The 23934-nt window shown below is 61.9% G+C and carries 24 protein-coding genes; 11 read left to right on the plus strand and 13 right to left on the minus strand.

Annotation, left to right across the window (positions count from 1 at the left end; all coding sequences use genetic code 11):
* The first annotated feature begins 157 nt into the window (after positions 1–157).
* Complete coding sequence (locus Q1V60_RS19295) at positions 158–1063, plus strand: LysR family transcriptional regulator (protein ID WP_300633534.1); 906 nt, start codon at positions 158–160, stop codon at positions 1061–1063.
* A gap of 1 nt (position 1064) precedes the next feature.
* Here the strand turns inward: Q1V60_RS19295 and Q1V60_RS19300 are convergent, their stop codons facing one another.
* The 3 genes from Q1V60_RS19300 to Q1V60_RS19310 all read right to left on the minus strand — a co-directional run bounded on the left by Q1V60_RS19300 (position 1065) and on the right by Q1V60_RS19310 (position 4456).
* Positions 1065–1997 (minus strand): cupin, encoded by a 933-nt coding sequence (locus tag Q1V60_RS19300; RefSeq protein WP_300633536.1) that lies wholly within the window; start codon positions 1995–1997, stop codon positions 1065–1067.
* Positions 1998–2153: 156 nt separating this feature from the next.
* Positions 2154–3476: an LLM class flavin-dependent oxidoreductase gene (locus Q1V60_RS19305; protein ID WP_300633538.1), complete on the minus strand. Its 1323-nt coding sequence runs from the start codon at positions 3474–3476 to the stop codon at positions 2154–2156.
* 23 nt (positions 3477–3499) lie between these two features.
* On the minus strand, positions 3500–4456 hold the full coding sequence (locus Q1V60_RS19310) for an ABC transporter substrate-binding protein (RefSeq protein ID WP_300633539.1): 957 nt from the start codon (positions 4454–4456) through the stop codon (positions 3500–3502).
* 335 nt (positions 4457–4791) lie between these two features.
* On the opposite strand from Q1V60_RS19310, the gene Q1V60_RS19315 reads away from it, so the two are divergent.
* On the plus strand, positions 4792–5661 hold the full coding sequence (locus tag Q1V60_RS19315) for an oxaloacetate decarboxylase (RefSeq protein ID WP_300633541.1): 870 nt from the start codon (positions 4792–4794) through the stop codon (positions 5659–5661).
* 363 nt (positions 5662–6024) lie between these two features.
* Here Q1V60_RS19315 and Q1V60_RS19320 read toward each other — a convergent pair whose 3' ends face one another.
* Complete coding sequence (locus Q1V60_RS19320) at positions 6025–7380, minus strand: PAS domain-containing methyl-accepting chemotaxis protein (protein ID WP_300633543.1); 1356 nt, start codon at positions 7378–7380, stop codon at positions 6025–6027.
* 183 nt (positions 7381–7563) lie between these two features.
* On the opposite strand from Q1V60_RS19320, the gene Q1V60_RS19325 reads away from it, so the two are divergent.
* Positions 7564–7944 (plus strand): RidA family protein, encoded by a 381-nt coding sequence (locus Q1V60_RS19325; protein ID WP_300633545.1) that lies wholly within the window; start codon positions 7564–7566, stop codon positions 7942–7944.
* Between the two features lie 182 nt (positions 7945–8126).
* Positions 8127–10106 (plus strand): U32 family peptidase, encoded by a 1980-nt coding sequence (locus Q1V60_RS19330; RefSeq protein WP_300633547.1) that lies wholly within the window; start codon positions 8127–8129, stop codon positions 10104–10106.
* Positions 10107–10179: 73 nt separating this feature from the next.
* On the opposite strand, the gene Q1V60_RS19335 is transcribed toward Q1V60_RS19330, so the two are convergent.
* Positions 10180–11088: a DMT family transporter gene (locus Q1V60_RS19335; protein WP_300633549.1), complete on the minus strand. Its 909-nt coding sequence runs from the start codon at positions 11086–11088 to the stop codon at positions 10180–10182.
* A gap of 109 nt (positions 11089–11197) precedes the next feature.
* Between Q1V60_RS19335 and Q1V60_RS19340 the strand changes: the two genes are divergently transcribed.
* On the plus strand, positions 11198–11638 hold the full coding sequence (locus Q1V60_RS19340) for an Lrp/AsnC family transcriptional regulator (RefSeq protein WP_124362860.1): 441 nt from the start codon (positions 11198–11200) through the stop codon (positions 11636–11638).
* Positions 11639–11675: 37 nt separating this feature from the next.
* Here Q1V60_RS19340 and xylB read toward each other — a convergent pair whose 3' ends face one another.
* The 5 genes from xylB to Q1V60_RS19365 are packed head-to-tail and all read right to left on the minus strand — an operon-like array spanning position 11676 to position 17648.
* Positions 11676–13136 (minus strand): xylulokinase, encoded by a 1461-nt coding sequence (gene xylB, locus Q1V60_RS19345; protein ID WP_300633553.1) that lies wholly within the window; start codon positions 13134–13136, stop codon positions 11676–11678.
* 16 nt (positions 13137–13152) lie between these two features.
* Complete coding sequence (locus tag Q1V60_RS19350) at positions 13153–14145, minus strand: LacI family DNA-binding transcriptional regulator (protein WP_300633555.1); 993 nt, start codon at positions 14143–14145, stop codon at positions 13153–13155.
* Positions 14146–14171: 26 nt separating this feature from the next.
* Positions 14172–15104 carry an ABC transporter substrate-binding protein gene (locus tag Q1V60_RS19355; protein WP_300633557.1) on the minus strand — a complete coding sequence of 311 codons (933 nt, stop codon included), beginning with the start codon at positions 15102–15104 and terminating at the stop codon, positions 14172–14174.
* A gap of 38 nt (positions 15105–15142) precedes the next feature.
* The gene (locus Q1V60_RS19360; protein WP_300633559.1) at positions 15143–16123 is read right to left on the minus strand and encodes a ribose ABC transporter permease; all 981 of its coding nucleotides are present in this window, start codon (positions 16121–16123) and stop codon (positions 15143–15145) included.
* Positions 16116–17648, minus strand: coding sequence for a sugar ABC transporter ATP-binding protein (locus Q1V60_RS19365; protein ID WP_300633561.1), 1533 nt, complete (start codon positions 17646–17648; stop codon positions 16116–16118). Before Q1V60_RS19365 ends, Q1V60_RS19360 begins: the two co-directional genes overlap by 8 nt.
* Between Q1V60_RS19365 and Q1V60_RS19370 the strand changes: the two genes are divergently transcribed.
* The 6 genes from Q1V60_RS19370 to Q1V60_RS19395 all read left to right on the plus strand — a co-directional run bounded on the left by Q1V60_RS19370 (position 17647) and on the right by Q1V60_RS19395 (position 22786).
* Positions 17647–17862: a hypothetical protein gene (locus tag Q1V60_RS19370; protein WP_300633563.1), complete on the plus strand. Its 216-nt coding sequence runs from the start codon at positions 17647–17649 to the stop codon at positions 17860–17862. The genes Q1V60_RS19365 and Q1V60_RS19370 overlap by 2 nt on opposite strands.
* A gap of 101 nt (positions 17863–17963) precedes the next feature.
* A complete protein-coding gene (locus Q1V60_RS19375) occupies positions 17964–19304 on the plus strand; it encodes a PAS domain-containing sensor histidine kinase (RefSeq protein ID WP_300633565.1) in 1341 nt (446 codons plus the stop codon).
* Positions 19289–19672 carry a response regulator gene (locus tag Q1V60_RS19380; RefSeq protein WP_300633567.1) on the plus strand — a complete coding sequence of 128 codons (384 nt, stop codon included), beginning with the start codon at positions 19289–19291 and terminating at the stop codon, positions 19670–19672. Before Q1V60_RS19375 ends, Q1V60_RS19380 begins: the two co-directional genes overlap by 16 nt.
* A 9-nt stretch (positions 19673–19681) precedes the next feature.
* Complete coding sequence (locus Q1V60_RS19385; RefSeq protein WP_300633569.1) at positions 19682–20929, plus strand: EAL domain-containing response regulator; 1248 nt, start codon at positions 19682–19684, stop codon at positions 20927–20929.
* Between the two features lie 109 nt (positions 20930–21038).
* Positions 21039–22385 (plus strand): sodium:proton antiporter, encoded by a 1347-nt coding sequence (locus tag Q1V60_RS19390; protein ID WP_300633571.1) that lies wholly within the window; start codon positions 21039–21041, stop codon positions 22383–22385.
* Positions 22386–22438: 53 nt separating this feature from the next.
* Entirely contained in the window at positions 22439–22786 is a 348-nt protein-coding gene (locus tag Q1V60_RS19395; RefSeq protein WP_300633573.1) for a helix-turn-helix transcriptional regulator, read from the plus strand.
* Here Q1V60_RS19395 and Q1V60_RS19400 read toward each other — a convergent pair.
* The 3 genes from Q1V60_RS19400 to Q1V60_RS19410 all read right to left on the minus strand — a co-directional run bounded on the left by Q1V60_RS19400 (position 22777) and on the right by Q1V60_RS19410 (position 23766).
* Positions 22777–22911 carry a hypothetical protein gene (locus tag Q1V60_RS19400; protein WP_300633575.1) on the minus strand — a complete coding sequence of 45 codons (135 nt, stop codon included), beginning with the start codon at positions 22909–22911 and terminating at the stop codon, positions 22777–22779. The genes Q1V60_RS19395 and Q1V60_RS19400 overlap by 10 nt on opposite strands.
* Positions 22912–22922: 11 nt before the next feature.
* The gene (locus tag Q1V60_RS19405) at positions 22923–23135 is read right to left on the minus strand and encodes a hypothetical protein (protein ID WP_300633577.1); all 213 of its coding nucleotides are present in this window, start codon (positions 23133–23135) and stop codon (positions 22923–22925) included.
* A gap of 85 nt (positions 23136–23220) precedes the next feature.
* Positions 23221–23766, minus strand: coding sequence for a hypothetical protein (locus Q1V60_RS19410; RefSeq protein ID WP_300633579.1), 546 nt, complete (start codon positions 23764–23766; stop codon positions 23221–23223).
* Positions 23767–23934 lie beyond the last annotated feature (168 nt).

Raw genomic sequence — 23934 nt, forward strand, 5'->3', positions numbered from 1 at the left:
TGGGACTGCTGCGCAGTCCAGCGGGAGCAAGCTCCCTCGCCACGGTACAGCTCCTTCTTAGCTGACCCGCTCACAGTCATAGCTTTTGTCCAGGTTGACAGCACGGGGCAAACATCAACAATCTGCACCTCAGCCCGCCCTGCCCTTGAGGCCACCCTTGGACTATTTCGCCGCCCTGACCGCGTTCGTCGAAGCCGCCGAAGGCAACAATTTTTCCCGCGCAGCCGAGCGCCTGGGCATTAAGGCCTCAACCGTTTCACGCTACGTGAAAGACCTTGAGCAGGACCTGGGCATCGCCCTGTTCAACCGCTCCACACGCACACTGCACCTGACCGAAGGTGGCCAGACGTTTCTGATGCACGCCCGCAGAGTGCTTGATGAACTGGAACACGCCAAGGCGGCAACGTCGGCGCTGAACCAACACCCGCGCGGGTTATTGAAGCTCAACCTGCCGCCTGCCTTTGCCCGCCATCATATTCTTCCGGCCTTGAACGACTTTCGCCTGCGCTACCCGCAAATCAGCGTCGAGCTGGTGCTGGATAACGCCCAGGTCAACCTGATTCATGCCGGCGTCGATCTCGCCATCCGCATTGGCGCGCTGGCCGATTCCACGTTGAAAGCGCGCAAGCTTTGCGACGGCGACTACCGCCTGGTGGTCAGCCCGGCGTTCGCCATGCAGCACCCGCCGCCCTCGACACCCACCGATCTTGCCGGCGTTCCTGCGGTACTGGGTACACGTGCCGTGAGCGATATCACCTTGGTCGCCGACAGCCGGGTATCGCCGTTGGTGCATGGCGACTGCATCCGGATCAATGATCTGGACGCGCAGCTGATCGCTGCGCGCCAGGGTTTGGGGTTCGCGCTGTTACCGCACTGGCTGGTGGCGCGCAGCCTCAAGGCCGGCGAGCTGGTGGTCTGGTTACCGCAATGGCAGGTTCAGGGCGTCGAGCGCGAGTTTGCCGTGTGGTTCGTCTACCCGCCCAAGCGCATCGTCTCGTCCAAGGTCAGGTGTTTTATCGACTTTATCGTTGAACGCCTGGGCGAAACACCGGACTGGCATTGACTCAACTGAAGCGTATATCCAGCGCACGCAGGTAGGTTTGCAGCCCCGCGTCCTGAATCGGGATCAGGAACGCTTCGGTGTCGGATTCGTTGAAGTGCGCATGCCAATACCCAGGCGGCGTCACGAATGCCAGGCCGGGGGCCCAGTCGACCCGCACCGGGTTGCGGATCTGCCCGTCCGGCTCCAGCTCGGTGCCCAGCAGCGAGTAGCAACCGGGCGGGCAGTCGATGATGAAATCCAGGGCAATCGATTGATGTCGATGAGGTTTCTGCACCGATCCGGGCGGCAGAATGCCGTACATCGCCCAGAGCACATGCGTCACGGTACGTGTTTGCGCAAAGTTGCGGTTGCCCAGCAGGATACTGATGCGGCTGCGATCCTGGGCACGCGGGTCATCGGCCGCTTCACGCAGCTTCGCATTGGCCAAGGCCGCCGGGTACAGGGTGGGGGTGAAGCGATCCGCGTTGGCTGCTACGCCCAGGTAACGCAACAACGGTTCATCGTGCACATAGTAAAGGCGCGCATCCTGGCCGGCACTGAACTGCGCTTCCTGTAAGCCGGGCAGCGCGATAAAGCAGCCCTTGGACCATTCAATCGTGGACTCGCCCTGAACCACTCGGCCCTCCCCGGCGATCACGTAGAACACCTGCGACGTGGCGTTGGGTCGCAAGGTGAGCGTATCGCCGCGATTAAGCCGCATGAAGTTCGCGCACAGGCCCGGGCCGGTCGCCGGGCCTTCGCAGCCCAGGGCGTCGCTGAGGTCCAGCGCTACGACGCGCGAGGGGCCGCTGTCGTACAGCGAGGCGGGAAAGCTGTGGTAGGGAATGCGTGGGATGAGATTGGCACTGATGGGATTGGCCGCCTTGCTGTACTCGAAGTACTCGGCGTCCACTTGGTTGACAGCGCTCAGGGCGGGATCGAATTCACGGTTCATCAGGCTCACCTCAGTCCGGGCTGGTTGCGCAGCGCCATTAAATGCGCTGCGCGGGTAAGTGGACTATAGGCATAGCGCGCCCGCGCATTAAGCCCTGGGTGTGCACAGCAGTTATGCCAAACGGGGCGGTGACTGTTCAGCCTCATGGCAGCTGAACTAACGCCGCGCAAACTGCGCAATGTCCAACCCCAGGCTCTCGCGCAACGTCGTGCCTTCATAAGCGGTCCGGTACACGCCCCGCTCCTGCAGCAACGGTATGACCTCCCGCGTAAATCGAGCAAATTGCTCCGGGTGCCCGATGTAGATATTGAAACCATCCACGGCGCGGGCTTGCAGCCAATCCGCCATTTTCTGCGCGACCGTGTCGGCTGTGCCGGTGAATGCTCCCGGTCGCAGTTGCCGGCCAAACTCAACGGCCTGGCGCAAGGTAAAGCCTTTCTCGCGAGCCTGATCGGCGATGCGCTTGGCGGCGGTGAAAAAGCTACTGCGCGCAGCCTCCAGGCTTTCTTGAGGGAATGGCGCATCAAGGTCGTACTGGCTGAAGTCATGCCAGCCGAAATGACGCCCGAATTCTTTCAGTGCCAGCTCGAAACTATGGTCGACCTGATGATAGTGCTGCTCGATTTCACGGGCGTGCTCATCGGTGTCGCCGACGTAGATCTCGGCTCCCGGCATTATCAACAGTTGCTCCGGGTCACGGCCGGACTTAAGCGCCCTGCCCTTTATATCCCGGTAGAACGCCTGCCCCTGCTCGATGCTGGCCGCATGGGTGAAGATGACGTCGGCCGTTGCGGCGCCCAAATCGCGGCCCTGCTCGGAGTCGCCCGCCTGGAAGATCACCGGCTGGCCCTGGGGTGAGCGCTGGATATTCAGCGGGCCTACCACCGAAAAGTGTTCGCCCTGATGATTCAGGCTGTGCAGCTTGCTCGGGTCGAGAAATTGGCCGGTAGCGCGGTCGCGCACGAAGGCGTCGTCCTCGTAGGAGTTCCACAGCCCCTGCACCACCTGGACGTGCTCGGCCGCGCGGCTGTAGCGCGTGGCGTAGTCATAGTGCTCGTCACGGCTGTAATTGCCGGCGGTACCGGCATCGCCGCTGGTCACCACGTTCCAGCCGGCGCGGCCTTTGCTGATCAAGTCCAAAGAGGCCAGCCGCCGCGCAACGTTATACGGCGCGTTGTAGGACGTCGTCAGCGTGCCGACCAGGCCGATATGCCGCGTGCTCACCGCCAGTGCGGCCAGCAACGTCAGCGGCTCCAGGCGATTGAGGTAATGGGAAGGCGAGTCTGGGGTGATGAATTGGCTGTCGACGATAAAGATCAGGTCGAACAGCGCCGCCTCGGCCTGGCGCGCGATCTCGATATACCAGTCGATGTTAACGCTGGCGTCGGCAGGCAACTGCGGATCGAGCCACAGGTTGTGGCGGCCCGGCCCGCCGCAGCCCATGGTCAAGGCGCCCAGTTTCAGCTGTCGTTTGGTCATGTCGGAGGGATTCCTTGGCATATTCAGGGCTGTTTTTGCGCGACGGTCGGCTGCAGGGCCGCGCTGAAAGAAGGGTCGAACAGGCTGGCGGCAGGGAACGACTTGACCAGGCCAAGGCCCGCGAAAAAGTCCACGGTGGTTTGCGCCTCGACAGGTGCCTGGGCGGTCAGCGGCTCGAGTGTGGTGCCCGCCCTGGCAAACCAGGCGCGCGCGATCTCCGCGTCGGCGCGGGTGCGTTTGGCCCACGCGTCGGCATAGGCGTCGGTGTTGGCCGGGCTTTGGCGTGCCCAGTCGCGGGCTTTTTTCAGGCGCTGGAGAAAGTCACTGATGGGCGCACGCTTGTTCTCGACCGCCGTGGCGTTGGCGGCGATGAAGCTCTGCGCCGGGATCAACCCCTTGGCCGTTGCCAGTACCCTTGCACCTTGGCGTTCCTGCTGGGTGACATAGGGTTCCCAGGTGGCGATGACGTCGACCGAGCCGCCTTCCAGCGCATGGGAGGCATCCAGTGCGCTGAGGTAGCGCAGCGCAAGCGCGTCGTGAGCCACGCCGGCTTTATCCAATGCGCTCAGCAGCAGTTGCTGGCTCCAGGAGCCTTTCCAGATGGCTGCGCGTTTGCCCGCAAGGTCCGCCAGGCTGTGGATCGCCGAATCCCGTTTCACCAGAATGGCCACGCCCGCAAGGTTTTGCCGGCTGACGGCAATCACCTTGATCGGCGCACCCAATGCGCCCAGGAACAACACGGGCGCGTCGCCGAGCAGGCCGATATCCAGGCTGCCTCCGTTGAGTGCTTCGGCGACCGGCGATCCGGCAGTGAATTGCTTCCATTCAAGGGTGTAGGGCAGGTCCTCAAGCACCCCCGCCGCTTCCATCACGGCTTGGGCGTTATAGCTTTGATCGCCCACCACCAGCGTTTGCGCATGCGCGGCCAGGCAGATCAATGCGGTGGCCATCCCGGCCGCCAGTTTTGTCAGATAACGCACGTTCGTCTCCAGATGCCGTGTGAGGCACTTCAAGTCGATCCGCGCGTGCGGTCTCGGTGATAGTCGTAAGCGCCTACGTTGAGGTTATAAGGCGGCGCTGTAAAATATCGATATTGCATAACGTAATTCAATAACAATGCACATAATGCATTTTGCTGGCGCGCCCGTAGCGCTCCATCCGGCTTGTCGCACGGCGAACACCGACCCACACCCAGTGCGCTTGAGGCATGCCCGCGCTCAAACGTCATAAACCCCTGCCCGCCCGCGTGGTAATCTCGCGCCACCACGAATAGACATTGATCGTCACTTGACGATGACCAAAGCCAGGAAACAACATGCCCAAGATTTCTCACTCAGCGCTGCGCCGTAACTTCCGCGAACTGCTTGCCAAGCCCATCTGTGTCGAAACCGCCTCCGTTTTCGACCCCATGTCCGCCCGTATCGCGGCTGACCTGGGTTTCGAGGTCGGTATCCTGGGCGGCTCCGTCGCCTCCCTGCAGGTACTGGCGGCACCTGATTTTGCGTTGATTACCCTGAGTGAGTTCGTCGAACAGGCCACCCGTATCGGCCGCGTCGCGCAGTTGCCGTTCATTGCGGATGCCGACCACGGCTACGGCAATGCCCTCAATGTGATGCGCACGGTCGAAGAGCTGGAGCGCGCAGGCGTTGCCGCGCTGACCATTGAAGACACGCTCTTGCCTGCGCAATTCGGGCGTAAATCCACGGATTTGATTTCCGTCGAGGAAGGCATCGGCAAGGTCAAGGCGGCCCTTGAAGCGCGTGTCGACCCTGAACTGTCGATCATTGCCCGCACCAACGCCGGGGTATTGCCCACCGAAGACGTCATCGCGCGCACCCAGGCCTATGAAAAGGCCGGCGCCGATGGCATCTGCATGGTTGGCGTCAAAGACTTCGAACACCTGGAAAAAATCGCCGAAAACCTCACCGTGCCGCTGATGCTGGTGACCTACGGCAACCCGCAGCTGCATGACAGCGAACGCCTGGCAAGCCTGGGCGTGCGCATCGTGGTGGCCGGGCATGGCGCCTACTTTGCCGCGATCAAAGCCACCTACGACAGCCTGCGCGCGCAACGGCAACTGACCCACAGCACCTCGAACCTCAGTGCCACGGAACTGACCCACACCTACACATTGCCTGAGAGCTATGTGGCGTGGGCTGAAGAGTTCATGGATGTAAAAGAGTAAGGGCTGCGCAGGTGCTGGTCGTAACGATCAGCACCGGGTGCGAGGTGAGCCCGGATTTGCAGACGCTGGTCGCCAAGTCCAAGCTTTGACCGGTGGCGAGGGAGCTTGCTCCCGCTGGGCTGCGCAGCGGCCCCAAATTTTGGGAGCGCTTCGCACTCCAGCGCGAGCAAGCTCGCTCGCCACATAGATAAGCCAGTTAGATAAGCCAGTTAGATAAGCCACAGAGATAAAGCCAGATAGATAAGCCACAGAGATAAATATTGCTACAGGACTTGGCGCAGGAAGGCCTGCGCCCTCGCGTCCTTAGGCGCATTGAGGAACTCGGCAGGCGCCGCGTCTTAAGCAAGCCTCACAGGTTCAGCATCAGCCAACCCAACCCACTGCGGTTTTGGGGATGACCTCCGACTCGTCCAGCTTGGACGCAAACATGCTCACCGCCTGCACCGCATCGCTGGTGCTGGTGCGGATCTGCAAAATCACCGATCCGGCCTGATCGGCCAGGTTGACGCCGCGTTGTGCGCCTTCCTGCGTGGCGTTCATGCTGCTCACCGCATCCCGGGTTTCAGTCAGGATCATACCGATCATTTCTGCGATTTCCGCGGTGGAACGGCTGGTACGACCCGCCAACTGCCTGACCTCATCGGCTACCACTGCAAAACCCCGCCCCTGATCGCCCGCGCGTGCTGCCTCGATGGCGGCATTGAGCGCCAACAGGTTGGTCTGGTCGGCAATCCCACGAATGGTGTTGACGATCGCGGTGATCTGCTCGGAGCGGTCACCCAACTGCCCCACCAGCCGCGCCGATGCACCGATATTCTCGGCAATGCGGCGCATCTCGGCGGCGGTGTCCTGGATAACCTGGGTGCCGTGCTCGGCAAAGCGCTCTGTTTCGGAGGAGATATGGTAAGCCCGCGATGCGCCGCGAGAGTCTTCCTCGAACTTTTCGACGCGTTCGGTAATGTCACTGGCAAATTTGACGATCTTGACCAACTTTCCTTCGCCGTCGTAGAGGGGGTTGTAACTGGCCTCCAGCCACACGACCCGGCTGTGTTTGCCGAGCCGTTTGAACTGGCCGGTAAAGAATTCACCGTTATTCAGGCGCCGCCAGAAATCCGTGTATTCACTGCTGTTGATCAAGCCGGGCTCGCAAAACATACGGTGATGCTTGCCTTTGAGCTCGGCCAGCGAATACCCCATGACGTGCTGGAAATTCGTGTTGGCATCCAGCACCTGGCCGTTCAAATCGAATTCGATGACCGCCATCGCCCGGTCGAGCGCGTCGAGTTTGCTGCGGGTGGCGGCTTCCTGCTCGACCTTGGTGGTCACATCGAGCGCGTACTTGACCACTTTCAGCACCTGCCCGCGCTCATCCACCAGCGGGTTATAGCTTGCCTCCAGCCAAATGGTCGCGCCGCTGCTGTGTACCCGTTTGAAGGTGCCTGACACAAACTTTCCCGCTCGCAGGTCGCTCCATAATTGGCCGTAAGCCGGGCTGCTGGTGAGGGTTGGGGAGCAAAAGTCGCGATGGGTTTTGCCGGCCAATTGGTCGCGGCTGTAGCCAAGGGTGTTCAGGAAGTTATCGTTGGCGCGTAGTACTTTGCCGTTAAGGTCGAACTCGACGACGGCCATGGAGCGTTCGAGAGCAGCAATCAGTCCTTTGTACTCATTGACTGCGACCGTCCTGGTCGCCAGTTCTTGTTTGAGTTTCGCATTGAACATGATGTCACCCTCAACCGTGCAGAGAATTAGTCTCTAACTCGCTATCGGCGCGGTCTTGAGCGACTTTACCTGGCGCGTAACTTTCTTTTCTGGCGTCAAAAAAGCCACGGTGCGCCACCGTGACCTGCGGGCGCCCAGTGGTTAAACTGCCCGGCTACGCTTACGTCAACGCGAGAGGTTTTCATGGCAAATCACGACTTGCACTTCACCCCCGATCCGGATGCAGAGTCCATCTCATCCGACGTCATCGGCTTCAACGGCATCCTGGTCTCCACCCAGATTCCAACCCACGCCGACGGCAGCCTGGAACTGGGCGACATCACCGTGCAAAGCGAATGCACTCTGCAAGCACTGAAGGTCGCATTGGAAAAGGCCGGCAGCTCCATGGACCGGGTGATGCACCTGACCATCTACCTGACCGACATGGCCGACCGCGCCGCGTTCAATGAAGTCTACAAGCGCTTTTTCGCCAAGCCCTGGCCGGTACGCGCGGCGGTGGGTGTTGCCGAACTGGCGGTGAAAGGCATGCGTGTGGAAGTGACCGCAATGGCTGCCAAGGCCTGAAAGAGTCGACATCTGTATTGGCCGATCGACCGCTTTGGCAGCCGCGCTGAAGCTCGACAGCTTCCACAGGGGGTTGGCGGCATCCTGCCTTCGTCGAACAGACAGCCCTGTGGTAGATGCCGGTCGGACATTTCGCAGCTACAATGCGCGCCTCGATTGTGACAAGCCTGACTAAAAAAACTATGTCCTTGCCCAAGCATCACCTGGAATTGCTCAGCCCTGCCCGCGATGTTGCCATCGCACGCGAGGCTATCCTGCATGGCGCCGACGCCATTTATATCGGCGGGCCGAGCTTCGGCGCCCGGCACAATGCGTGTAACGAGGTGAGCGATATCGCTCAACTGGTGGAATTCGCCCGTCGCTACCACGCCCGCGTATTCACCACCATCAACACCATCCTGCATGACAACGAGCTGGAACCGGCACGCAAGCTGATCCACCAGCTCTACGACGCAGGCGTCGATGCGTTGATCGTGCAGGACCTGGGCGTGATGGAGCTGGATATTCCGCCCATCGAGCTGCACGCCAGCACCCAGACCGACATCCGCACCCTGGGCCGGGCCAGGTTTCTCGACCAGGCCGGCTTCTCCCAGTTGGTGCTGGCTCGTGAGCTGAACCTGCAAGAGATCCGCGCCATCGCCGACGAGACCGATGCCGCCATCGAGTTCTTCATCCATGGCGCCTTGTGCGTGGCGTTCTCCGGGCAGTGCAATATCTCCCACGCGCAGAACGGCCGCAGCGCCAACCGTGGCGACTGCTCCCAGGCATGCCGCCTGCCGTATACCTTGAAAGATGACCAGGGCCGCGTCGTCGCCTTTGAAAAACACCTGCTGTCGATGAAGGACAACAACCAGAGCGCCAACCTGCGCGCACTGGTCGAAGCCGGCGTGCGTTCGTTCAAGATCGAAGGCCGCTACAAAGACATGGGCTATGTGAAGAACATCACCGCCTACTACCGCCAGCGCCTCGACGAGATCCTCGAAGACCGTCCGGACCTGGCTCGTGCCTCCAGCGGGCGTACCGCGCACTTTTTCCTGCCCGACCCGGAAAAAACCTTCCACCGTGGCAGTACCGACTACTTTGTAAGCGACCGCAAGATCGATATCGGTGCCTTCGATACCCCGACCTTTACCGGCCTGCCTGTCGGCGTGGTGGAAAAGGCCGGCAAGCGCGACTTGCAGGTGGTCACCCATGAGCCGCTGTCCAACGGCGACGGTCTCAATGTACTGGTCAAGCGTGAAGTGGTGGGTTTCCGCGCCAACATCGCAGAACCCAAGGGCGAATTCGAGGAAGACGGCGAGAAGCGCTATCGCTACCGCGTCGAACCCAACGAAATGCCGGCCGGCCTGCATCAATTGCGCCCCAACCACCCGTTGAACCGCAACCTGGACCATAACTGGCAGCAGGCGCTGCTCAAGACCTCGGCCGAGCGCCGTATCGGCCTGTCATGGGTGGCACGCCTGCGTGAAGCGCAACTGGACGTCACCGCCACCAGCGAAGAAGGCATCAGCGCCAGCGTCACCCTGCCCGGCCCGTTTGGGGTGGCCAACAAACCGGAACAGGCCCTGGACACCCTTCGCGACCTGCTGGGCCAACTGGGTACCACCGAGTACCACGCCACCCGGATCGAGCTGGATGCGCCGCAAGCGTTCTTCATTCCCAACTCGCAGCTCAAGGCGTTGCGCCGTGAAGTGATCGAAGCACTGACCGCTGCGCGCATCCAGGCGCACCCGCGTGGTGGACGCAAGGCCGAGACCACGCCGCCGCCGGTGTACCCGGACGCGCACCTGTCGTTCCTGGCCAACGTCTACAACCAGAAGGCCCGCGACTTCTACCACCGTCACGGCGTGAAGCTGATCGATGCAGCCTTCGAGGCCCACGAAGAAACCGGCGAAGTGCCGGTGATGATCACCAAGCACTGCCTGCGGTTCTCGTTCAACCTGTGCCCTAAACAGGCCAAGGGCGTGACGGGCGTGAAGACCAAGGTGGCGCCGATGCAGCTGATCCATGGCGATGAGGTCCTGACGCTGAAGTTCGACTGCAAACCGTGCGAGATGCACGTGGTGGGCAAGATCAAGGGGCATATCCTGGGCCTGCCGCAGCCGGGCAGCGCCGTGGAGCATTTCAACCCGGAAAACATCATCTTTCAGGGCACGCACTGACCCTCTGCAGGAGCGAGCGTGCTCGCGAATAATCTGAGCACGCCGCGGTTTAGCCAGAGGCGCTGCGTTATCGTCAGCGTTGTTCGCGAGCAAGCGCGCTCCTGCCGAGGTTACGGGGCCACCACCAGCCCCGCTGCAACCCCGCCGCCGCCAATAAAATCGCCGCAACACCCAGCCATTGCAGCCATCCCAGGCGATGCCCGAACGCGATCCAGTCGACGAAAATCGCCGCAATCGGGTAGATAAACGACAATGCGCCGGTCATCGCGGTCGGTAGCTTCTGTATCGCCCCGTACAACAACACATACATCAAACCCGTGTGCACCAGGCCCAGGGTCGCGAGCGCCGCCCAGGCATCGCTCGACGCCGGCAAACGGTCCCAGGGCACCAGCGGTGCGAGCAACACGGCGCCGGTGGTCACCTGGATCAACGCCATCAAGTGCGGCGGCACTACCTTGAGCTGTTTGATGATCAGCGCGGCAACCGCGTACAGAAAAGCCGCGCCCAGGGCCAGTGCGATGCCTGCCAGATAGTCGCCGCCGCCCTGCTGCTCACCCTGGGCGGTGACAATGGCCAACATGCCCAGAAACGCCACGCTCAGCCACGTGATTTTGCGCAGGGTGATCTGTTCACCGAGAAACATCGCCGCCAGCATCACCAATATGAACGGTTGCACGTTATACACCGCCGTACTGATAGCGATTGAAGCGCGCGAATAGGATTCGAACAGCAGCAGCCAGTTGCCGACGATGGCCACGCCGCTGAGTACCGCCAGCCCCAGCCTGGGCCAACTCAGCACGTCCAGCCGCAGGTAACCGAGCAAGGCGCACACCAGCAACAGTGCCAGCGCGCCGATCACACATCGCCAGAACACCACCTCGATCACCGACACGCCGGACACCAGCACAAACCAGCCGATGGTGCCGGAGATCAGCATGGCCGCGATCATTTCCCACATTCCGCGCCGTACAGCGGTATCCATAATTGATGCTCCTCAAGTGAGGCTCAATTATGGCAATCTGGCGCGCAGCCGCTCCAGCGACTAAAAAAGGCCGCAGCCTCGAATCACCTTTATTTATTAGGCAAACCGTATGATTGACACCATCGACCAGCAACTGATCGCCGCCTTGATGGATGATTCGCGCCTGTCCCTCAAGGCCCTGGCCGGCATCACCGGGTTGTCTTCGCCGAGTGTCGGCGAACGCTTGCGCCGCCTGGAAGAGCGCGGCGTACTGACTCACTACACCGTCGATATCGACCCCAAACATTTCGGCTATCTGCTGCAAGCCATCGTGCGCATCCGCCCCCTGCCCGGCAAGTTGCAGGAAGTGGAACGCCAGATTCAGGCGATCCCGGAATTCACCGAATGCGACAAGGTCACCGGCGAAGACTGCTTCATCGCCCGCCTGCATGTGCGCACCATGGATCATCTGGACAGCCTGTTGGACCGCATCAACGGGTATGCCGAAACCAACACCGCAATCGTCAAGAAAACCCCGGTGAAGCGGCGGTTGCCGCCGTTGACCGACTGACAGTACACCGCGCATCAGGTCTGCTCCCGCCGCCTATTCAGTCCTCGATGCTTTTCGCTGCGGCAAGCAGCCCCTGGAATTTGCGATAGCGCGCCGCCAACACCGGCTGCTGTCGTTCATCCGGCACATACCGCGCCTTCACCGGCATGCCCGCCGCCAACAACTGCGCGCCCTGCCCAATCGCCATAAACCCCAATTTCGCCGCCCCAATGCACGCGCTCAACTCGCTGCCGTGCAAGGTGTAGATCTCACGTTGCAGAATATTCGCCAGCAGTTGCGCCCAATATTCACTGCGCGCCCCGCCGCCTACGAGCGCGAAGGACTTGGCCTCGGCGCCGGTCGATTGCACCGCGCGCCAGGCGTCGAGCAAACCAAAACCCACGCCTTCCATCACCGCATAGCCGAGCATCGCCGGCGTGCAGTCGTGGCCGAGGCCCATAAAGCCGCCGCGCAGCAAGGGGTCGTTATGGGGCGTCCGCTCACCCGCCAGGTACGGCAGAAACAACGGTGTGGACAGCGGCACCGGTTGGTCGACGGGCAATTGCGCCTGCACCTGGTTCAACAGCGTTTGCTCATCGGGGCTGCCCGTCAGGCGCGTCACCCAGCGCAAGCAACTGGCTCCGGCCAGCATGGCGCCCATGGTGTACCAGCGATCGGGCAGCGCGTGGCAGAAGCTGTGCACCGCGCTGGCCGGGTTGCCGGCGGCGCGATCGGTAATCGCGACAATCGCCGCGCTGGTGCCCAGGGTGATAAAACCGTCACCGGCATTGACGGCGCCGATCCCGACTGCCGCCACCGGGTTATCACCGCCGCCGCCGGCGATGACCACGTGCGGCGACAAGCCCAACCCAACGGCCGTTACGCATGCGCTCGCGGTACCGCCCTCCACCAGCTTGGGCATCTGCGCGGGCGTAAGGCCGGTGGCGCGCAGCATCGGGGCAAACCACTCGCGGCGTGCCACATCCAGCCATAACGTACCGGCGGCGTCCGACATCTCGCTGATCCGCTCCCCGCTCAGACGCAAGCGCAGGTAATCCTTGGGCGACAGCACGCACTCGATGGCCTTGAACAGGTCCGGCTCGTGCTGCCGCAGCCAAAGCAGTTTCGGTGCGGTCAGCCCGGCCATCGGCAAGCTGCCGGTGACGTCGGCGTGGCCGGCGCCCAGTTGCTCTGCCTGCAAAACTGCGCGGGCGTCGTCCCACAGGATGGCCGGGTACAACACGCGGTTGTCGTGGCCCAGCAATACCGCGCCGTGCATCTGCCCCGACAGGCCGATACAGGCCACGCGGGCAAACGCCGCATGCCCGCGCAGTTGGTCCAGCGCCTGCAAACAGGCCTGCCACCAGTCTTGCGGCGCCTGCTCGGACCAGCCGCCATGGCGACGCGTCACGCTCAAGCGCACGCCCGCATGGGCCAGCACGTTGCCGTCGAGGTCCATGAGGATGGCTTTGAGTTCCGAGGTGCCAAGGTCTATACCGAGGGAAACAGGACGGTTCATAGGTGGGTTGGTCCAATCAATCACAGCCACAGGAATGACGCACGTGCAGGCGTGGCGCCAGGCGCACGCTGTGCTTGGGTGCAGCGGGGTTCGCCATGCGTTGCAGCAACAGCTCGACGGCGCGTGCGCCCAGTTGCTGCACCGGCTGGGCGATCAAGGTCAGGCGCGGTACGAAGAAATCCGCCCATTCGAAATCATCGAAACCGACCAGGGCCATTTGCCCCGGCACCTCGATATGGGCGTCGCGCAGGGCGTGCATGGCGCCGAGGGTCATCAGGTTATTGCCGGCCATGATGGCGGTCGGCGGCGCGGCCAGGCTCAGCAACTGCCGGGTGGCTTGGCGGGCCGGCTCGGTGTTGGAGCCGCCGTTGACCAACAGCTGCGGATCAAACACCAACCCCGCCGCCAGCAACGCGGCCCGGTAGCCCGCCACCCGCTCATCGGTGGTGCTGAACCCGGTACGCCCGGCGATAAAGCCGATGCGGCGGTGCCCGTGGGCGATCAGATGCGCGATCAGCGCCTGGGTGGCCTGGCTGTTCTCCACCCCGACCTGGTCGAACTGCTCACTCATCATGCGATCCACCAGCACTGCGGGAATCTCGTTGGTACGCAGGTAATCCAGGGCCAACGAGCCGTTAGAAGGCGCCAGCACAATACCGTCGACCCGCCGGTGATGCAGCGCGGTGACCACTCGCAATTCCTGTTGCGGGTCGTCGTGAGTGTCGACGAACAGCATCATGTAGCCGTGCCTGGCGCACTCGGTTTCAATCGCGTGCACCGTCTCGCTGAAGTAATGGTTGGACAGCGCCGAGATCGCCACGCCGATGGTGCTGGTGCTTGACCGCGCCAGTGAGCGCGCCAGGGTGTTGGGGGTATAGCCCAACGCCTGGATCGCCAGCTGCACCGCCTGCACCGTGGCCGGGCTGACCTTGCGCGTACCGTTGAGCACATGGGACACCGTCGACGTCGACACCCCGGCCCTGCTTGCCACGTCATCCATGGTGACCATGGCGCTATCCCCTTTGCGTCAACGGCTCAGTGTTTACTCGACCAGCCGCTGTAGCTGCCCACGTTTTCGCGGGTGATCAGTTTGGGCGTGAGCAAGGTCACCGCTTCGGCCGGGGCTTTGTCGTTGAGCAGGTCATTGCCCACATCCACCGCGGTCTGGGCCATGGCCCACGGGTCCTGGCTGGCGGAAGCCTGGATCTGTGTGTCGGTCTTCAGCGCGTTTTCGATATCCGGCGCGCCGTCCACCGAGGTGATAATGATGCCGCTGCGCTTGAGCTGCTTGGCCGCCAGGTCGCTGCCGATGGCTTGCGGGTCGTTGATCGCGAACAGGCCGTCGATTTTCGGGAAGCGCGTGAGGTAACCCTGCATGGCGTTCAAGCCGCCTTCACGCGAGCCCTTGGCGTCCTGGTCGTCGGACAGCACCTTGATTTCCGGCGCGGTGGCCAGCGCGGCCTTGCAGCCTTTGACACGGTCGGTCACGGCGGTCACTTGCGGGCCGTTCTGGATGATCACATTGCCCTTGCCCGAAAGTTTGTCCACCAGGTACTGGCAGGCCAGCTTGCCGGCTTCGATGTTGTCCGTCTGCACCGTGGCGTTCACGCCCTTGGCGTCCACGTCCACCGCCACCACCACAATTCCGGCATCCCGCGCTTTCTTGATCGCCGACGCCATAGCGGACGGGTCGACGGCGTTGATCAGGATCAGGTCGACCTTGGACGAGATGAAGTTGTCGATCTGCGAAAACTGCTTGCTCAAGTCATAGTCGGCCGACACCGAGGTGACTTTGACGTTGGGGTTGAGCGCCTTGGCCCGCGCCGTGGCGCCATCGGCCAGGGTCACGAAATACGGATTGCCCAGCGAGCCCATGCTGATGCCGAGGGCTTTGAGCTCTCGCGCTTGCACGGCTTGGGACATCAGGGCAGCCAGGGCAATGACCGGAAAAATACGTTTGACGTTCATGCGGTTCTCTCTCTCTTGTGATTGTTGTAGGCGTCAACTCAGGTACGCGCACCGGACTGGCGATAACGATCCAGCGCCACCGCGCCGATGATCACAATGCCCTTGATGATGTACTGCCAGATATCCGACACCCCCAGCAGCACCAGGCCATTGGTGAGCACTGCGATGATCAGCGCGCCGATCAGGGTGCCGCCGATGGTGCCGACGCCGCCGGTAAAGCTGGTGCCGCCGAGAATCACTGCGGCAATCGCATCCAGTTCATAGGATTGCCCCAGTTGCAGGCCGTTGGCGGCGAACAGGCGCGAGGCGCTCATCACCGCGCCGAGCCCGGCCAACGCACCGGACATGGCGTAGACGAACAGCAGCACTTTCCACACTTTGATCCCCGACAACCGCGCCGCTTCCGGGTTGCCGCCCACTGAATAGATCTGCACGCCCATTACGGTGCGGCGCAAAATGAACCACGACAGCGCCACCACCGCCACGGCGATCACCACCAGCCAGGGCACCCCGAGGATCGAGTCGTTGCCGATAAACGCAAAAGGCAGGTCCGGGTTGAACACGGTCTTGTCGTCGGCCAGCAGCCTCGCCAGGCCACGCATGGCGGTGAGCGCGCCGAGGGTGACGATGAACGGCGGCAACCGCATGAACGCGATCAACCCACCGTTGACCAAGCCCAGCAACAGGCCGAAGCCAATCCCGGCGGCGATGCCGAACATGCCGAACTGCGGCGACATCGACGCCTGCAACGCCACCACCGCCGACGCGGCCAGGATCGCTCCGACCGACAGGTCGATGCCCGCCGTGAGAATCACAAAGGTCATGCCGGCCGCCAGCACCACGTTCACAGAAGCCTGCTGAGTGATGATCGACAGGTTCTGCATCGTCATGAAGTTCTCGCTGGCCAGGGCAAACCCCACCAACAGCAACACCAGCACCGGCAACATGCCCACCGTGCGCATCAACTCGCGTACGCGTTCAGCCTTGCTTGTCGTTGTTGCGCTATTCAATTCAGCCATTGGCAACCACCTGATCGCCACCGGTGGCGAGGTCGATAATACGTTCCTGGGAAATGACGTGACCGGAGGCCCCGCCGACTTCAGCCACCAACTGCCCTTCGCGCATGATCAGCACGCGGTCGCAGGTGCCGATGATTTCCGGCAGTTCGCTGGAGATCACCACGATGCCCACACCCGCCTGAGCCAATTGATTGATGATGCGGTAAATCTCGGATTTGGAGCCGATGTCCACGCCACGGGTGGGCTCATCCAGAATGAGCACATGCGGCTTGACCTCCAGCAGCCGCGCCAGCAACACCTTCTGCTGGTTGCCGCCGGACAGCGCGCCCACATTGACCTTGCCCGAGGCCACGCGAATCGACAGCGACTTGATAGCGTCCTTCGCACGCTGTGCGCCATGGGCGCGATCGAGCACGCCACCGGCACGCGCATCCGGCACACAGGCGCAGACATTGATGTTGTCGGCCACGCTCATGTCCAGGAACAGGCCCTGGGCCTTGCGGTCTTCGGTGAGGTACACCACGCCGGCCCGAATCGCGTCCGCCGGGGTGCGCAATTGCGTCACTGTCTTGCCCACCACCTCCAGGGTGCCGCTGGTGCGCGGGTCGGCGGCGAAGATCAGCCGCGCCAGCTCGGTGCGCCCTGCCCCCACCAGCCCGGCAATGCCCAGCACTTCACCGGCATGCAAATCGAAACTGCAGTGGCGCACGCGCTTGCCGTCGGCCATATCGCGCACGCGCATCACCACGTTGCCAGGGTTATAGGCCGCGTGTTCCTTCTTGTAGAAGCCGGACAGGTCGCGGCCCACCATCATCTTCACCAGCACGTCGGCCGACAGCGCATCGCGGGTCAACTCACCGATATAGTGGCCATCACGCAGCACCGACACCCGGTCCGACAGTTCATAGATTTCGGCCATGCGGTGGCTGATGTAGATGATCGCCAGCCCTTGGTTGCGCAGCTGTTTGATCAACGCGAACAAGCGATCGGTTTCACGGGAGGACAGTGGCGTGGTCGGTTCGTCCATCACCAGAATCCTGGCGTGGGCATGCAGGGCGCGGGCGATTTCGACTAATTGGCGCTCGGCAATCGACAGGCTGCTGACCTGGGTGGCGGCCGTGAATTCTGCGCCCAGGCGTTGCAGCACTTCGAGGCAACCGGCCTGCATGGCCTTGCGGTCGATGGTCCAGCCTCGGCGCAACTCGCGGCCCAGGTAGATGTTCTCGGCCACGCTCAGGTTCGGGCACAGGCTCAGTTCCTGATAGATCACAGCGATGCCGAGGGCTTTGGCGGTAGCGGGCGTAAAAGTGGCAACGGGCTGGCCGTCGATGCGGATTGCGCCACCGGGGTCGGCTTGGTAGGCGCCGGAGAGGATCTTCATCAGCGTGGATTTGCCGGCGCCGTTCTCCCCCATCAAGGCGTGGATTTCGCCGGGGTAGACCTTCAAACCGACACTGTTGAGCACGCGCAAACCGTTGAAGGTTTTGCTGATGCCCTGCATCTCAAGCAAGGGTTCAAGGCTCATGGATGAGCTCCTGGATTTATTGTTTTTGTTGTTGAGTGCCGCCGACTCTAGTTCAGATACATTTGCTTACGCAAGCGCTTGCGCCGCCATTTATTGGCCGGATGAATCGTTTCATCAGCGCAGAATCGCGCAAAGCATTGAAATGAATGGTTTCACGCTTCAAAACCACACCGAAGGCCATCAAAACGCCACAATCTCTGCTATTGTCCAATGAACTCAGCTCCTCATTGTCGCGTTCGCGCGATCTTCTGTGAGCCTGTTCTGCGCCATCGTGCTATGCCGATGGCAGGCCTGAAGTTCACGGAATGCCTGGCAATGGACACCCTCCTACCCGACCCGCCCCAATCACGCGCCGAAAAAATCGTTGAGTTCAAGCGCCAGAAAACCTTGCTCAAGACCGGCGCGCTACAGGATGCAATCTTCAACAGCGCGTATTTCTCCAGTATCGCCACGGACGAAAAAGGCGTGATCCAGATCTTCAACGTCGGTGCCGAACGCATGCTCGGTTACGCCGCTGCCGATGTGCTCAACCGCATCACCCCCGCCGACATCTCCGACCCCGCAGAACTGATCACCCGCGCCGCCGCCCTCAGCCTGGAACTCGATACACCGATCACGCCGGGTTTCGAAGCCCTGGTGTTCAAGGCCTCCCGTGGCATCGAAGACATTTACGAGCTGACCTACATCCGCAAGGACGGCAGCCGCCTGTCGGCCATGGTCTCGGTAACGGCCCTGCGCAACCGGCATGACACGATCATCGGCTACCTGCTGATCGGCACCGACAACACCGCCCGCAAGCAGGAGGAAGCCGAGCGCAAAGGCTTCGAACGCGCCCTGGAAGAAAAGAACCTGGAGCTGGAGCACGCCAACCACATGAAGTCTGAGTTCCTCGCCACCATGTCCCATGAACTGCGCACGCCGCTCAATGCGGTGATCGGTTTCTCCGAAGCGTTGAAGGACGGGCTGGTGGGCGACATGAGCGAGATCCAGCGTGAGTACATCGGCGACATCTTCACCAGCGGCCAGCATTTGCTGGCGTTGATCAACGACATCCTCGACCTGTCCAAGGTCGAGGCCGGCATGATGGATCTGGAATTGGAAGCCGTGGAGCTGGCGGGCCTGTTGGCCAACAGCTTGTTGATCGTGCGCGAAAAGGCCGCCCTGCAGCGTATCCAATTGACGCTGGATAGCCCGCAGGATTTTGGCTGGCTGCAATTGGACCTGCGCAAGACCAAGCAGATCGTCTACAACCTGCTGGCCAACGCAGTGAAGTTCAGCGAGTACGCCAGCACCGTGACCCTGGTTGTGCGGGAGGTCGGGCGTGATCAGGTCGGCCTGATCCCCGGCGATTGGCCGGTGCAGCGTTTCGTCCCGCCGCCGGGCACTCATCCGGCGTTTCTCGAATTGAGCGTCAGCGACACCGGTATCGGCATCGCCCCGGACGACATGGGCAAGCTGTTCAAGGCCTTCAGCCAGATCGACAGCAGCCTGGCGCGCAAATTCGAAGGCACCGGCCTGGGCCTGGCGATGGTCAAGCAACTGACCGAGCTGCACGGCGGCAGTGTGGCCGTGGCCAGCCGTGAAGGCCTGGGCGCGCGTTTCGTGGTGTGGCTGCCGCTGCACCGCGTTCCGGAGGCGGCATGGCCAATATCCTGATCGTCGAAGACAACGAAGCGAATATGCGCCTGGCGCGCCTCTTGCTGGTCACTGCCGGCCATAACGTGCAGTGGGCCGCGGATGCCGAAAGCGGCCTGACCCTGGCCCGCGCCGAACAACCGGCGTTGATCCTGATGGACATTCAACTGCCCGGCATGGACGGCCTGGCCGCGACCCGCTTGCTCAAGCAAGACCCGCTCACCGCGCACATCCCGGTGATCGCCCTCACCGCCATGGCCATGAAGGAAGATCGGGAAAAAACCCGCCTGGCCGGTTGCGATGCCTACGTCACCAAGCCCCTGCGCTACAAGGAGCTGTACCAGGTGATCGACAACCTGCTGAACCCGACTATCTCACCCCTCGCATGAGTCCTCTCCATGGCCAGCTCACCCGCAACCCTGTTGATCGTTGACGATGAACCCCAAGTACGCAAACTCCTGGAAACCCTGCTGCAACACGAGGGCTACCAGACCCTGAGCGCGAGCAGCGGTGAAGAAGCCTTGCAATGGGTCGCGCAGCAGCCGCCCGACCTGATCCTGCTGGACATCATGATGCCCGGCATGGACGGTTACGAAGTGGCCACCCAGCTCAAGAGCAACCCCGTCACCGCGAACATCCCGATCATCATGCTTTCGGCCTTGAGCGAATCCAGCGCGCGGGTCAGCGGCCTGGAAACCGGCGCCGAGGAATTCATCAGCAAGCCGGTCGAACGCGTCGAGCTGTGGCTGCGGGTGCGTAACCTGCTGCGGCTCAAGGCCCACGGCGACGAGCTCAAGCAACACAGCCTGATGCTTGAGCAGCAATTGCAACAGCGCGGCGGCGATAACGCGCAGATGAACGTGCACGGCCTGGCCCGGCAAGACCTGGAGCACGACCTGCGCGAGGCGGTTGCACAACAAGCGTTTGCCCTGCACTACCAGCCCAAGGTCGAGCTGGCCACCGGCGAAGTCTGCGGCCTGGAAGTCTTGCTGCGCTGGGATCGGCCCGGCTATGGCGCGGTATCGCCCGCGGTGTTCGTGCCGATCCTGGAAAACCTCGGGCTGATCGTGCCCGTGGGGCGCTGTGTGATCGAACGCGTGTGCCAACAGATCGCCGCCTGGCAATTGAACGGCCTCGGCGCCATTGAAGTGTCGGTCAACGTCTCCGGGCATCAGTTGATCGAGGGCGACCTGATTGCCGATATCGAACACATCCTTGCCCAAACCGGGGTTGACGCCCACTGGCTGGAGGTGGAACTCACCGAAGGTTCGTTGATGGAAAACACCGAGCACACCATCGCCGCCCTGCAACGCTTGCGCGCCATGGGCGTAAAGATCGCCATTGACGATTTTGGCACCGGTTACTCAAGCCTGGCGTACCTGCGCCGCTTCCCCATCGACACGCTGAAGATCGACATCGCGTTTATCCGCGAAGTCACCACCAACCCGCAGGATGCGGCAATCACCCGCACGATCATCGAACTGGCCCACAGTCTGAAGCTGCGGGTCGTCGCTGAAGGGGTGGAAACCCAGGCGCAACTGGCGTTCCTGAAAGAGGCCGGCTGCGACCAGATCCAGGGGTATCTGTTCAGCCGGCCGTTGCCGGTTGAAACCCTGGAGCGCTTGCTGATGGACCGAATCCAATGAGGTCCGGACCCGCCGCCGGCCTGGGCTGAAACTCACCGCAATCACATTGAACCTGCACCCGGCGGCGGCCCTCAAAAACTGTACCAACCACGGCCCCGGTACTCGTTCGATGACATTTATTTTATGGCTGGCCGTATTGGGCGCTGTGTTGCTCATTCTCGCCCTTACCTCTTCTTACCTGCGCTGGATGCCGGTGACCACTTCGGCGGTGTGCCTTCTGTTAGGCATTGCCATCGGCCCGCTGGGCGTGGACCTGCTGCACCTGGACGTCAAGGGCTCCGCCCGCTGGATGGAACACCTGACGGAAGTCGCCGTGCTGTTTTCGCTGTTTGTCAGCGGGTTGAAACTGCGCCTGCCGCTCAAACACCGCACTTGGCGCATCGCCTTTGGCATGGCCGGGCCGGTGATGTTGCTGACCATTCTCGGCACCTGCCTGTCGCTGCATTACCTGTTTGAGTTGTCATGGGGGGTGTCGCTACTGGTCGGCGCGATACTGGCGCCCACCGACCCGGTGCTGGCCGGCCTGGTTCAGGTCAACAACGCCCAGGACTACGACGCGCTGCGCTTCGGCCTGTCCGGTGAAGCCGGCTTGAACGACGGTACCGCCTTCCCTTTTGTGATCTTCGGCCTGCTGCTCATGCAGCACGGCGGTACCGACGGCGACTGGATCGTTGGTTGGGTGCTGAAAAACCTGCTGTGGGCGGTGCCGGTCGGGCTGTTGATCGGTTACTGGATGGGCCGTGGCATCGGGCGTGTGACCTTGCGCATGCGCCTGATCAATGCCGACAGTACCTTGTCACCCAATGATTACCTGACGCTGGCGCTGATCGCCCTGGCTTATGTAACCGCCGAAGCCGTCGGCGGCTATGGCTTTCTATCGGTGTTCGCGGCGGGCCTGGGGCTGCGCCAGGCCGAGTTCAAAGCCACCGGTTACGCCCAGACCCCGGCCGAGCATCTGGCGCAGCCCGTCGTGGGCCACCTGGAGATCGAGCCTGAGCAGGCGCTGCATGGCGATGTCAGCCAATTGCAGGATTCGCAGATCGCCGCAGGCGTGATGATGGGCGATATGTTGGCCTTCGGCAGCCTGGTGGAGCGGTCCATGGAAGTGTTCCTGGTGACCGTACTGGGCATCGTGCTGGTCAGTCATTGGGATTGGCGCGCACTGGCGCTGGCCGCGCTGCTGTTTTGCGTGATTCGCCCGGTCAGCGTGTTCGCCATGCCTTGGGGCAGCCTGATGGACCGTCGCCAACGCAGCCTGGTCAGTTGGTTCGGGATTCGCGGGATTGGCAGCATCTATTACCTGTTCTACGCTCTTAACCACGGGTTGATCGGCACCAGCAGCGCCGTGGCGGTGAATCTCACCCTCTCGGTGATTGCGTTGAGCGTGATGGTGCATGGCCTGAGCACCCAACCGATGCTGGTGTGGTACGAACGGCGAGCCGCGCAAAAAAATTGAATCCTGTGCCGCGCCGGGGTTTCAAAGTCAGTATCAACAGCGCGAGTCAGCCGATGAAAAAGATAGGCCTACGATTACTAGAGGAACGCCGGCGCCTGGGTTATTCGCAGCAGTACCTGGCGCGGGCCAGCGGCGTCACGGTGCGCGAACAACACCAGTTTGAAATCGGCGAGGATTTGCCGCGCGCCGATTACCTGGCGCAATTGGCCGGCCACGGCGTGGATGTGGTGTATGTGGTTACCGGCAAGCGCACCACGGTGGTCAACATCAGCCGTGATCAGGCGCGGACCTTGATGGATCACCGCGTGGTGAGCCAGGAGGTGTCGCTGGATGGCCCGCCTGAAGAAGAGCTCTACTTCAAGCTCAGCGATCCCTCCGGCCCGCCGCCGGATCAGTCCTGATCTTCGGTTTTACCGACATCCGCCGCTTCATCCAGATCGTTGAGCGGCACCTCGGCATCGTCCATCAACGAGCCTGGGTCTTCATTGCCAGGATCGTTGAGTTCTTCGTCCAATTCTTTTGACATAAGTGTCTCCTCTAACCGCCTTGAGTATCGATATCGGCATCGGTTTCAGGCTTGTGCTCGCGCTCAGGCTTGAAGTCTGGACTGTAGTCGTTTTCCTTGGCCTTTGGATCGCTTGCCGGCGTTGGGTCCTTGGGGGCGTCGGCAGCGGTGCCGGGAGCCGGCTCGCCGCCCTCGATCGCCGGGTCGTTGCGGTCACTGGTCTGGGGATCGTTGTTTGTCGTCATGGCACACCTCTTTGCAGGCCTGTGGGGCGTTTGTACCCCGTAAAGCTAAGGCGTCGCGTGACCGAGTGAAGTTCCCTCCGATTGCTCATCGCAATGGGTTGTCGATCTGGATATAGAAGGCATAGATGCCCAGCACCAGCCAGAACCCCATGAACAACCAGGGCGCACGCATGGAAAACAGCAGTGACTTGCGGTAGCCCTTGTGGGTCGACTCCATTTCGGAAAACAGCGGCGATTCATCGTAGGCCATGCCCATGACCGGCTCACTGCGCAACAGCTCACTTTGTTTGTAGTGCCAGTGATCGATGATCTCGTAGGCGGCACGTATGCCGGGCCAGGCGTTGAGTGAGCTGAGAATACCCAGCGCGGCGAGAATGACCGGCACGATCAGGGTGAACAACTTGCCCCACTCCGGGTTGAGATTGCCCATCCCGGAGACAAAGGCAATCACCAGGAACGATTGTGCGGTGAGGTAGGCATCGGTGCGGTTGGCCAGGATGCTGGTTTCGTACTGGATCTCGCGACGATAGAAGTCGAGACGGTCCTTGGGGGAACCGAAGATTTTGGCGTTGTGCTCGCTGTGGTCGGTCAGAGCCGCTTCCGGGCTGTTGGGCGAAATGATTCTGGGCACGACGGGGCTCCATCAGGTTTCAAGGCTAATTAGATGAAGCGGGCCTGGTTGAAGTTCAAGTTAGTCGCGCACCAAATCAAAGCATCGTGGCGAGGGAGCTTGCTCCCGCTGGAGGGCGCAACGCTTCCGCTTTTTGGGGGCCGCTTCGCAGCCCGGCGGGAGCAAGCT

The organism is Pseudomonas sp., from assembly GCF_030147005.1.
Classification (GTDB): domain Bacteria; phylum Pseudomonadota; class Gammaproteobacteria; order Pseudomonadales; family Pseudomonadaceae; genus Aquipseudomonas.